The organism is Streptomyces sp. NPDC085931 (assembly GCF_044540565.1).
Classification (GTDB): Bacteria; Actinomycetota; Actinomycetes; order Streptomycetales; family Streptomycetaceae; genus Streptomyces.
On the sequence record NZ_JBITSK010000001.1, the window covers coordinates 654666 to 665758 of the forward strand.

Consider the following 11093-nt stretch of genomic DNA (forward strand, 5'->3'; position numbering starts at 1 on the left):
AGAGGCGAGCCCACCACGCCGAGGGGGCGAACCGTATGCATGCACGGCGCACGGCCCACGTCGACACCTTCGCGCGCGACCATCTGCCACCCCCCGACCAATGGCCCGAGCTCCGCTTCGACCTGCCGGAGCTGCGCTACCCCGCCCGGCTCAACTGCGCCGCCGAACTGCTCACCGGCCAGCCCGGCGACCGCCCCGCGTTCCACACCCCCACCGGTGCGCCGTGGACGTACGCCGAGCTGCGCGCCCGGGTCGACCGCGTGGCCCATCTGCTCACCGGCGAGCTCGGCGTCGTCCCCGGCAACCGGGTGCTGCTGCGCGGCCCCACCACGCCCTGGCTCGCCGCCTGCTGGCTCGCGGTGCTGAAGGCGGGGGCCGTCGCGGTCACCGTGCTCGCCCAGCAGCGCCCGCACGAACTGAGCACGATGTGCGAGATCGCCCGGGTGCGGCACGCGCTGTGCGACGTCCGCTCCGTCGACGACCTCGCCAAGGCCGAGATCCCCGGCCTGCGCATCACGACCTTCGGCGGTGACGCGCCCGGCGACCTGCTCCACCGCCCGGCGCCCGAGACCCCCTTCGAGGCCGTCCCGACGGCGGCCGACGACGTGGCGCTGATCGCCTTCACCTCCGGCACCACCGGCCGCCCCAAGGGCTGTATGCACTTCCACCGGGACGTCCTGGCCATCGCCGACACCTTCTCCCGGCACGTGCTGCGGCCCCGCGCCGACGACGTCTTCACGGGCAGTCCCCCGCTCGGCTTCACCTTCGGCCTCGGCGGGCTGGTGGTCTTCCCGCTGCGGGCCGGGGCGAGCGCGCTGCTGCTGGAGCAGGCGGGCCCGAAGCAACTGCTGCCGGCCATCGCCCGGCACCGGGTCTCCGTGCTGTTCACCGCCCCCACGGCGTACCGCGCGATGCTCGGCGAGCTCGACGGCCACGACCTGTCGTCCCTGCGCCGCTGCGTCTCGGCGGGCGAGAACCTGCCCGCCGCCACCTGGCGGGCCTGGCACGAGCGCACCGGGCTGCGCCTCATCAACGGCATCGGCGCCACCGAGCTGCTGCACATCTTCATCTCCGCCGCCGACGAGCACATCCGCCCGGGCGCCACGGGCGTTCCCGTGCCGGGCTGGCAGGCGCGCGTGCAGGACGCCGACGGCACACCGGTGCCCGACGGGCGGCCCGGGCTGCTCGCCGTGCGCGGACCGGTCGGCTGCCGCTACCTCGCCGACCCGCGGCAGAGCCTCTACGTGCGCGACGGCTGGAACATCACCGGTGACACCTACGTCCGCGAACCCGACGGCTTCTTCCGGTACGTCGCCCGCGCCGACGACATGATCATCTCGGCCGGGTACAACATCGCGGGCCCCGAGGTCGAGGACGCGCTGCTGCGCCACCCGGACGTGGTGGAGGCGGCGGTCGTCGGACGGCCCGACGAGGAGCGCGGCCAGGTCGTGGTGGCCTTCGCCGTGCTGAGGGAGGGCGCCGCACGTAACGCCGGGGCCCTGCGCGCCTTCGTCAAGGAGGAACTGGCCCCGTACAAGTGCCCGCGGGAGATCGTCTTCCTGGACGCGCTGCCGCGCACGGCCACCGGCAAGCTCCAGCGGTTCCGGCTGCGCACGGAAGGCGGCCGGGACTGATCCGTACGACCTAAGATGATCAACGTGTCCGACCAGCATGCACCACGGTCTCTCATCGTCACGCTCTACGGCGCGTACGGACGCTTCGTCCCGGGCCCCGTGCCCGTAGCCGAACTGATCCGGCTGCTGGCCGCGGTCGGCGTGGACGCCCCGTCCGTACGCTCCTCGGTGTCGCGGCTCAAGAGACGCGGGCTGCTCGTGCCCGCCCGCACCACCCAGGGCGCGGCGGGCTACGCACTGTCCCCGGACGCCCGCCAGTTGCTCGACGACGGCGACCGGCGCATCTACGCGGCGGCTCCGCCGGAGGACGAGGGCTGGGTGCTGGCGGTGTTCTCGGTGCCGGAGTCGGAGCGGCAGAAGCGGCACGTGCTGCGCTCCCGCCTGTCCGGACTCGGCTTCGGCACGGCCGCCCCGGGCGTGTGGATCGCGCCCGCCCGGCTGTACGAGGAGACCCGGCACACCCTGGCGCGGCTGCGGCTCGACACGTACGTCGACTTCTTCCGCGGCGACCACCTCGGTTTCGCGCCGACCGCCGACGCCGTCGCCCGCTGGTGGGACCTGGCCGCCATCGCCAAGGAGCACGAGGCGTTCCTCGACCGCCACGAACACGTCCTGCGCGCCTGGGACAAGCGCGAGGACACCCCACCCGAGGAGGCCTACCGCGACTACCTGCTCGCCCTGGACTCCTGGCGCCACCTCCCCTACACCGATCCGGGCCTGCCCGCCGCGCTTCTGCCGGAGGACTGGCCGGGGGTCCGCTCGTCGGCGGTGTTCCGGGGGCTGCACGAGCGGCTGCGGGAGGCGGGGGCGGGGTTCGTGGGGGTGTGACGGCGCGGTGGACCCGCTCCGTGTCCCCCGTTAGCTCCGCCACGCCCCCGGGTACTCGGCAGCACGCCTCGGCACCCGCACCACCCCCTGCACACGGGAGACGGCCATGGAACGCCAGGAAGGCTCGACGCGGCCGGCCCTGATCGTGGTCGACATGATCAACACCTACGACCACGAGGACGCCGAGCTGCTCGTGCCGTCCGTCGAGCAGATCGTACCCGTCGTCGCGGACCTGATCGACCGGGCCCGCAAGGCGGACGTGCCGGTCATCTACGCCAACGACAACTTCGGACGGTGGCGCTCCCACCACGGAGAGCTGGTCGACGCCGCGCTCGCCCGGCCGCAGGCCCGTCTGATCGAGCCGATCCGGCCCGACGAGGAGTCGCTGTTCGTGGTGAAGGCCCGCCATTCGGTCTTCTTCGAGACGCCCCTGGCCTACCTGCTGCGCAACCTGGGCGTCGGGCACGTGGTGCTGATCGGCCAGGTCACCGAGCAGTGCATCCTGTACTCCGCTCTCGACGCGCACATCCGCCACCTGGAGGTCACCGTGCCCCGGGACGCCGTCGCCTCCATCCATCCGCACCTGGCCGACGCGGCCCTGGAGATGATGGAACGCAACATGGGCGCCCGGATCGTCACGGCCGAGGACCTCGACTTCACCCGCGCCGCCCCGCACCCGGTGCCTTAGGGCGTGTCCGACAGGCTCAGCCGTGGCTTCGGGGCGTCCGTGCGGCCCGTGCGGGGGCGGCGGCTGCCCGCGCGGTAGGGGGGCGGCCAGGGGGCGGCCGGGCCCGTGTAGTCCTGTTCGGCCGCCGCGTGCAGGGTCCAGTGCGGGTCGTACAGGTGCGGGCGGGCCAGCGCGCACAGGTCCGTACGGCCCGCCAGGATCAGCGAGTTGACGTCGTCCCAGGAGGAGATCGCGCCGACCGCGATCACCGGGACGCCGGTGGCGTTGCGGATGCGGTCCGCGAAGGGCGTCTGGTACGACCGTCCGAACTCGGGCTGTTCGTCCGCCACGACCTGCCCGGTCGACACGTCGATCGCGTCGGCGCCGTGCGCGGCGAAGGCCCGGGCGATCTCCACGGCCTCCTCGGCGGTCGTCCCGCCCTCGGCCCAGTCGGTCGCGGAGATGCGGACCGTCATGGGCCGCTCCCCCGGCCACGCGCCGCGGACGGCGTCGAAGACCTCCAGCGGGAAGCGCAGCCGCTTGTCGAGGGTGCCGCCGTAGGCGTCGGTGCGGCGGTTGGTCAGCGGGGAGAGGAAGCCGGAGAGCAGGTAACCGTGGGCACAGTGCAGTTCGAGCAGGTCGAAACCGGCCCGGGCGGCGCGCACGGCGGCGGCGGCGAACTGCTCGCGCAGATCGGTGAGCTGGGCGCGGGAGAGCTCACGGGGCGTCTGGCCGGACGGCTTGTAGGGCAGCGGCGACGCGGCCACCAGCGGCCAGTTGCCCTCCGGCAGCGGCTCGTCCATGCCCTCCCACATCACCTTCGTGGAACCCTTGCGGCCGCTGTGGCCGAGCTGCACGCCGATGGCCGTGCCGGGGGCCCGGGTGTGCACGAAGTCGGTGATCCGCTTCCATGCCTCGGCCTGCCGTCCGGTGTAGAGGCCGGCGCAGCCGGGCGTGATCCGCCCCCGCTCGCTGACGCACACCATCTCCGTCATCACCAGTGCGGCCCCGCCCAGTGCCCGCGCGCCCAGGTGGACGAGGTGGAAGTCGCCGGGGACGCCGTCGACGGCCGAGTACATGTCCATGGGTGAGACGACGACCCGGTTGCGCAGGGTGAGGCCGCGCAGCCGGAACGGGGTGAACATCGGGGGCGTGCCGGGCGGGCAGCCGAACTCGCGCTCCACCGCCTGAGTGAAGCGCGCGTCACGCAGCCGGAGGTTGTCGTGGGTCACGCGGCGGCTGCGGGTGAGCAGGTTGAAGGCGAACTGGCGGGGCGGCTGGTCCAGGTAGAGGGCGAGGTTCTCGAACCACTCCAGGCTGGCGCGTGCCGCGCGCTGTGTGGAGGCGACGACCGGACGCCGCTCGGCCTCGTAGGCGGCCAGGGCCTCGGGCAGAGAGTCCTGTTCCGCCAGGCAGGCGGCGAGCGCCAGGGCGTCCTCGACGGCCAGTTTGGTGCCGGAGCCGATGGAGAAGTGGGCGGTGTGGGCGGCGTCGCCGAGCAGGACGACGTTGCCGTGCGACCAGCGTTCGTTGACGACCGTGCGGAAGGTCGTCCAGGTGGAGTTGTTCGACTTCAGCGGCCGGCCGTGGAGCGTGTCGGCGAAGATCTTGGCGCAGCGTTCGATCGACTCCGCCTCCCCGAGCCGGTCGAAGCCGGCCGCGTGCCAGACCTCCTCGCGCATCTCGACGATCACGGTGGAGGCGTCCGGCGCGTAGGGGTAGCCGTGGAGCTGCATCACGCCGTGCTCGGTCTCGGCGATGTCGAAGCGGAAGGAGTCGAAGGCGAAGTCGGCGGCGAGCCAGATGTAGCGGCAGCGGTGGGCCGTGACGCGGGGGCGGAAGACGTCCGCACGGGCGTCGCGGGTGGTGCTGTGGATGCCGTCCGCGGCGATGACCAGGTCGTGGGTGGCGCAGAGGCCGTCGGGGGCCTCGGTGCGGAAGCGGAGGCGGACGCCGAGGTCGCGGCAGCGGCCGTGGAGGATCTGCAGCAGGCGCCGGCGGCCCAGCGCGGCGAAGCCGTGGCCGCCGGAGGTGTGCCGTACGCCGCGGTGGACGATGTCGATGCCGTCCCAGCGGACGAAGTCCCTGCGCAGGGCCTCGTGGACGGTGGGGTCGGCGTGTTCTATGCCGCCGAGGGTCTCGTCGGAGAGGACCACGCCGAAGCCGAAGGTGTCGTCGGGGGCGTTGCGTTCCCAGACGGTGATGTCGCGGGTGGGGTCGAGGCGTTTGAGCAGGGCGGCGGCGTAGAGGCCGCCGGGGCCGCCGCCGATGACAGCGACGCGCAGGGGGCGACCGGTGCCGTGCCGCGGCCGCGGGTGCGTGGTGGTTCGTCGCGCGGTTCCCCGCGCCCCTTCGGGGACGTCCACTAGCGTCCGCTCCATTTCGGGGGGCGCTTCTCGGTGAAGGCCGCGTGGAACTCGGCGTAGTCCTCGCCGGTCATCAGGAGGGCCTGGGTGGCGGCGTCCAGTTCGACCGAGGCCGCCAGGGGCATGTCCAGCTCGGCCGTCAGCAGGGCCTTGGTCTGGGCGTACGCGAGGGCCGGGCCCTCCGCCAGGCGGCGGGCCAGCTGCCGGGACGCCTCGTCCGCCTGGCCTTCCCCGGTGAGTTCGCTGATCAGGCCGATGCGCTCCGCCTCGGGGGCGCGGACCGGGTCGCCCAGCATCAGCAGTCGGGTGGCGTGGCCCAGGCCGACGACCCGGGGCAGGAGGTAGGCCGCGCCCATGTCGCCGCCGGACAGGCCGACGCGGGTGAAGAGGAACGCGAAGCGGGTGGTGGGGTCGGCCACGCGGAAGTCGGCGGCCAGGGCCAGGACCGCCCCGGCGCCCGCCGCCACGCCGTGCAGCGAGGCGATCACCGGGAACGGGCACTCGCGGAGCGCGCGGACCACCTGGCCGGTCATCCGGTTGAAGTCGAGGAGCCGGGCGGTGTCCAGGGCGAGCGTGGCACCGATGATCTCCTCGACGTCGCCGCCCGAGCAGAAGCCGCGTCCCTCGCCGGCCAGCACCAGGGCCCGCACCGCCCGCTCCCGGGAGAGCTCGGCCAGCAGGTCGCGCAGGTCGGCGTAGGCGCCGAAGGTGAGCGCGTTGAGCTTGGCGGGGCGGGCCAGGGTGACGGTCGCGACGCCGTCGGCGACGTCGACGCGCAGGTGCTCCCAGCGGGGGGTGCGGGCGGCGGAGCCGGTGAAGGGACTCATGACGGGCGGCCTCCTCGGACGGGCACTGCCTCACTGAGCTCTACCCCCCGAAGCTATCACTCATCCGTGACCGCCGTCATGAGTGCGCGATAGAAGGACCGGGTAGGACTCCGGTGAGGCCGGGAGTGCTCCGGGCCGGTCACATCCGTCACAGCTCGTCCACACCGGCGTAACGGTGGGAGCAGCCGTGCGCGGCACCGCGTTCACCTGGGTAAGCCGTCGGCGAGGAGGGCGACGGTGCCCCCGCCGGTGCCCCTCGGACGCGTCCGGGAAGTGGCGCCGTACCATGCATAAGGTTGACAGCAGGATGTCCTGCTCCATGAACGGACCCGCCTTGTACGAACTCCCCTCAGCCCCCGCCTCCTGGCGCGTCGCGCTGCCGCACACCGCCGCGGCGGTGCCCGCGGCCCGTGCCCTGGTCCGTACGGCGCTGGCCGAGCTGGAGCACGGGGCGGACTGCGACACCGCCGAGCTGCTCACGGCGGAGCTGGTGGCCAACGCCGTGGAGCACACCCCGGGCGAGACGCCGATAGAGCTGGTGGTGGAGCTGATGCCGTCGGGCTGCCAGGTCGAGGTGCACGACACCGACCCGGCCCCGCCCGGCGACCTCACCCGTCCGGCCTGCGGGCCGCCCGACCCCTGGCAGGAACACGGGCGCGGTCTGCTGCTGATCCGCGCCCTCAGCTCCTCCTGCGGACACCGGCCCACGGAGTCCGGCAAGGCCGTGTGGTTCAGACTGCCTGCGGTTCCCGCTCAGCGGCGTCCGCCGGCGTGAGCCGGGCCAGCCGCGAGTTCCGGCGCCCGTAGAGCAGGTACAGGGCCAGGCCCGCCGCGAGGAACACGGCGAACTGGAGCCAGGTCGCCGGGCCCGTCTCGTACATCAGGTACAGGCAGAAGCCGACGCCGAGCAGCGGCGTGAGCGGGTACAGCGGCACGCGGAAGGTGCGGGCGAGGCCCGGCTCGCGGCGGCGCAGGGCGATGACCGCGACGTTGACGACGGCCATGACGGCGAGCGTGCCGATGGTGCACAGGTTGACCACGGCGTCCAGCGGCGCGAACGCCGCGGGCAGCGCGAAGACGAGCGCGACGAGCAGCGTGCCGGCGACCGGCGTGGAGGTCCTCGGCGAGACCCGCTCGAAGACCCGCGGGACGAGACCGTCGCGGGACATGGACATGAGGATCCGGGTCTGGCCGTACATCACGGCGAGCACCACCGAGGCGATGGCGACGACCGCGCCGAAGGCGATCACGCCGCCGCCGACGGTGGAGCCGGTGACCTGGTTGACCACGTAGGACAGCGCGGCGGGCCGCCCGCCGACCGCGTCGCCGCCGATGGCGCCGATGGCGGCGAGCGCGACCGCGCAGTAGAGCACGGTGACCAGGCCGATGCAGACGAGGATCGCGACCGGGATGTCCCGGCGCGGGTTCTTCGCCTCCTCGCCGGCCGTGGTGATCGCGTCGAAGCCGATGTACGAGAAGAAGGCGGCGGTGGTGCCCGCGCCGATGCCGGCCAGGCCCTCCGGCGAGAACGGGGTGAGGTTGCCGTCCTCGAAGGCGGTGAAGCCGATCGCGACGAAGGCCACGAGCACGGCGAGCTTGAGGACGGCCATCGCCGCCGTGGCCCGGGCGCTCTCGCGCACCCCGCGGACCAGCAGGACGGCGGCCATGGCGATGACGATCACGGCCGGCAGGTTGACCACGCCGCCCTCGGCGGGGCCGCCCGACAGGGCGGTGGGCAGGCGCAGTCCGACGAGGCTGCCGAGGAGCTCGTTGACGTACTGGCTCCAGCCGACCGCCACCGCGGACACCGACACGCCGTACTCCAGCAGCAGGCACCAGCCGACGAGGAAGGCCGTGCCCTCGCCGAGTCCGGCGTAGGCGAAGGAGTACGAGGAGCCGGAGACCGGGATCGCGCCGCCCAGCTCGGCGAAGGCGAACGCGGTGAAGACGCAGGTGATCGCGGCCAGGACGAAGGAGATCACGACGGCGGGGCCGGCCTGGGCGACCGAGTCGGACAGGCCGACGAAGATGCCGGTGCCGACGATCGCGCCGACGCCGAAGCAGACGAGCTGGAAGAGGCCCATCGTGCGCTTCAGGCCGTGGCCTTCGCGGTCGGCTCCGGATTCGGCCACCAGCAGGTGGGGCGATTTGTAGCGGGGCATGCGGGTGGTGCTCGTTTCTGGTGGTGCTCGGATGCGACGGGTGCGTCGCGCGGACGGCCGCGGAGAAGGGGTGGTTCCGGGCCGCCGGTCAGCATAAGGCCTGTTCAGGCGAGGGTTGCCACCATGACCGCCTTGATGGTGTGCATCCGGTTCTCCGCCTCGTCGAAGACGACCGAGTGGGCCGACTCGAAGACCTCGTCGGAGACCTCCAGGTGGTCCAGGCCGTGCGAGGCGTGGATCTCCCGGCCGACCTTCGTGCCGAGGTCGTGGAAGGCGGGCAGGCAGTGCAGGAACCTCACGTCCGGGTTGCCGGTGGCGCGCAGGACGTCCATGGTCACGGCGTACGGGGCGAGGGCGGTGATGCGCTCGTCCCAGACCTCCTTCGGCTCGCCCATGGAGACCCACACGTCGGTGGCGACGAAGTCGGCGCCGCGGACGCCCTCGTCCACGGTCTCGGTGAGCGTGATCCGGGCGCCGCTGCGCCCGGCGAGCGCGCGGGCCCGGTCGACGACCTCCTCGGCGGGCCAGTAGGCCTTCGGCGCGACAAGCCGTACGTCCATGCCGAGCAGCGCGCCGGTGACCAGGTAGGAGTTGCCCATGTTGAAGCGGGCGTCGCCCAGGTAGGCGAAGGCGACCTCGGTCAGCGGCTTGGCGCAGTGCTCGGTCATGGTCAGCACGTCGGCGAGCATCTGGGTGGGGTGCCAGTCGTCGGTGAGCCCGTTGTAGACGGGCACCCCGGCGTGCGCGGCGAGCTCCTCCACCTTCTGCTGGCTGTCGCCCCGGTACTCGATCGCGTCGTACATCCGGCCCAGCACCCGCGCGGTGTCCTTGACCGACTCCTTGTGCCCGATCTGGGAGCCGGAGGGGTCGAGGTACGTGGTCGAGGCGCCCTGGTCGGCGGCCGCGACCTCGAACGCGCAGCGGGTGCGGGTGGAGGTCTTCTCGAAGATCAGGGCGATGTTCCGGCCCCGCAGGTACGGCGTCTCGGTCCCGGCCTTCTTGGCGGCCTTCAGCTCCGCGGCCAGCGCGACCAGGCCGCGGAACTCCTCCTCGGTGAAGTCCAGCTCCTTGAGGAAGTGGCGGCCGGCGAGGGCGGTCGGGACTGTCGCCATGGGGGCGCTCCAGGGATACGGGGACGGTGACGGAACGGGGACACTGACTCCCTGGAATACTATACGAAGCTCAGCATGCCTATACGGAACGGGGTGCTCACACCGGGTCGCGCTCGACCGGGCAGCTCATGCATCGCGGTCCGCCCCGGCCCCGGCCCAGTTCGCTGCCCGGGATCTCTATCACCTCGATGCCCTGCTTGCGCAGGTGGGTGTTGGTGGTGGCGTTCCGCTCGTAGGCGACCACGACGCCGGGTTCGACGGCCAGGACGTTGCAGCCGTCGTCCCACTGCTCGCGCTCGGCCGCGTGCACGTCCTGGGTCGCGGTCAGCACGCGGATCTCGTTCAGGCCGAGGGCCGCGGCGATCGCCCGGTGCATGTGCTCCGGCGGATGGTCGGTGACCTTCAGCTCCTTCTCGCCGACGCCGGGCTCGATGGTGTACGAGCGGAGCATGCCCAGGCCCGCGTACTGGGTGAAGGTGTCGCCGTCGACCATCGTCATCACGGTGTCGAGGTGCATGAACGCGCGGCGCTTGGGCATGTCGAGGGCGACGATCGTCTCGGCCGAGCCGGCGGCGAACAGCTTGTGCGCGAGCATCTCCACGGCCTGCGGGGTGGTCCGCTCGCTCATGCCGATGAGCACGGCCCCGTTGCCGATGACCAGCACGTCACCGCCCTCGATCGTCGACGGGTAGTCGGCCTGCCCCTGCGACCAGACGCGGAAGTTCTCGTCGCGGAACAGCGGGTGGTGCCGGTAGATCGCCTCGAAGTGCACCGTCTCGCGCTGCCGGGCGGGCCAGCGCATGGCGTTGATGGACACGCCGTCGTAGATCCAGGCCGAGGTGTCCCGGGTGAACAGGTGGTTGGGCAGGGGGCCGAGCAGGAAGTCGTCCAGCTCCATGACGTGGAAGCGCACGGAGGTCGGCTCCGGGTGCACGTCGAGGAACTCGCGCTTGGTCATGCCGCCGACGAGCACCTCCGCCAGCTCCCGCCCGGGCAGGTGCTCGAAGGCGGCTCTGAGGTGGTCGGTGGCCAGCGGGCCGTACTCCTTCTCGTCGAAGACCCGGTCCAAGACCAGGGATCTGGCCTCGGGGACCTCCAGCGTCTCGGCCAGCAGGTCACCGAAGAGGTGGACGGCGACGCCCCGGTCGCGCAGCACGTCGGCGAACCCGTCGTGCTCGGCGCGGGCCCTGCGCACCCACAGCACGTCGTCGAAGAGCAGCGAGGTCTTGTTGCTCGGGGTGAGCCTTTTGAGCTCCAGGTCGGGCCGGTGCAGGATGACGCGGCGCAGCCGCCCGGCCTCGGAGTGGACGTGGTATGCCATGCCTTCATCCTGACCGCCGGAGCCCGTCTTGACGCACCCCGCGCGCGTTTCCGGCCGCACCGTTTCGCGTCGGGGTGACGACAACGGGTCGGGCGGCGGACGGCCGGGCGGGGACGGCCGGGACCGGCGTCACGGCCTGCGGCCGGATCGCGCCGGGGTGACGCGATCCGGCCGCA

At 72.7% G+C, this 11093-nt stretch carries 9 protein-coding genes; 4 read left to right on the forward strand and 5 right to left on the reverse strand.

What is annotated here, in order from left to right; translation table 11 throughout:
• Positions 1-35 precede the first annotated feature (35 nt).
• The 3 genes from ACIGAN_RS02735 (at position 36) to ACIGAN_RS02745 (ending at position 3150) form a co-directional block, all read left to right on the forward strand.
• The gene (locus ACIGAN_RS02735) at positions 36-1634 is read left to right on the forward strand and encodes an AMP-binding protein (protein ID WP_399854535.1); all 1599 of its coding nucleotides are present in this window, start codon (positions 36-38) and stop codon (positions 1632-1634) included.
• Positions 1635-1649: 15 nt separating this feature from the next.
• Entirely contained in the window at positions 1650-2462 is an 813-nt protein-coding gene (locus ACIGAN_RS02740) for a PaaX family transcriptional regulator (RefSeq protein WP_399854536.1), read from the forward strand.
• Between the two features lie 106 nt (positions 2463-2568).
• Positions 2569-3150 carry a cysteine hydrolase family protein gene (locus ACIGAN_RS02745; RefSeq protein ID WP_399854537.1) on the forward strand — a complete coding sequence of 194 codons (582 nt, stop codon included), beginning with the start codon at positions 2569-2571 and terminating at the stop codon, positions 3148-3150.
• Here the strand turns inward: ACIGAN_RS02745 and ACIGAN_RS02750 are convergent.
• Both ACIGAN_RS02750 and ACIGAN_RS02755 read right to left on the reverse strand, forming a co-directional pair.
• The gene (locus tag ACIGAN_RS02750; RefSeq protein ID WP_399854538.1) at positions 3147-5510 is read right to left on the reverse strand and encodes a bifunctional salicylyl-CoA 5-hydroxylase/oxidoreductase; all 2364 of its coding nucleotides are present in this window, start codon (positions 5508-5510) and stop codon (positions 3147-3149) included. The two genes, ACIGAN_RS02745 and ACIGAN_RS02750, sit on opposite strands and share 4 nt — an antisense overlap.
• Entirely contained in the window at positions 5495-6322 is an 828-nt protein-coding gene (locus ACIGAN_RS02755; protein WP_365092004.1) for an enoyl-CoA hydratase family protein, read from the reverse strand. The genes ACIGAN_RS02750 and ACIGAN_RS02755 overlap by 16 nt, the downstream gene beginning before the upstream one ends.
• A gap of 307 nt (positions 6323-6629) precedes the next feature.
• Here ACIGAN_RS02755 and ACIGAN_RS02760 point away from each other — a divergent pair, with 307 nt between their 5' ends.
• Entirely contained in the window at positions 6630-7097 is a 468-nt protein-coding gene (locus ACIGAN_RS02760) for an ATP-binding protein (protein ID WP_365092140.1), read from the forward strand.
• Here the strand turns inward: ACIGAN_RS02760 and ACIGAN_RS02765 are convergent.
• From ACIGAN_RS02765 to ACIGAN_RS02775, 3 genes are all read right to left on the reverse strand, one after another.
• Complete coding sequence (locus tag ACIGAN_RS02765; protein ID WP_365092006.1) at positions 7054-8484, reverse strand: amino acid permease; 1431 nt, start codon at positions 8482-8484, stop codon at positions 7054-7056. The genes ACIGAN_RS02760 and ACIGAN_RS02765 overlap by 44 nt on opposite strands.
• 104 nt (positions 8485-8588) lie before the next feature.
• A complete protein-coding gene (gene argF, locus ACIGAN_RS02770) occupies positions 8589-9596 on the reverse strand; it encodes an ornithine carbamoyltransferase (RefSeq protein ID WP_365743382.1) in 1008 nt (335 codons plus the stop codon).
• A 97-nt stretch (positions 9597-9693) separates the two neighbouring features.
• Positions 9694-10917 carry an arginine deiminase gene (locus ACIGAN_RS02775; RefSeq protein WP_365092010.1) on the reverse strand — a complete coding sequence of 408 codons (1224 nt, stop codon included), beginning with the start codon at positions 10915-10917 and terminating at the stop codon, positions 9694-9696.
• Positions 10918-11093 lie beyond the last annotated feature (176 nt).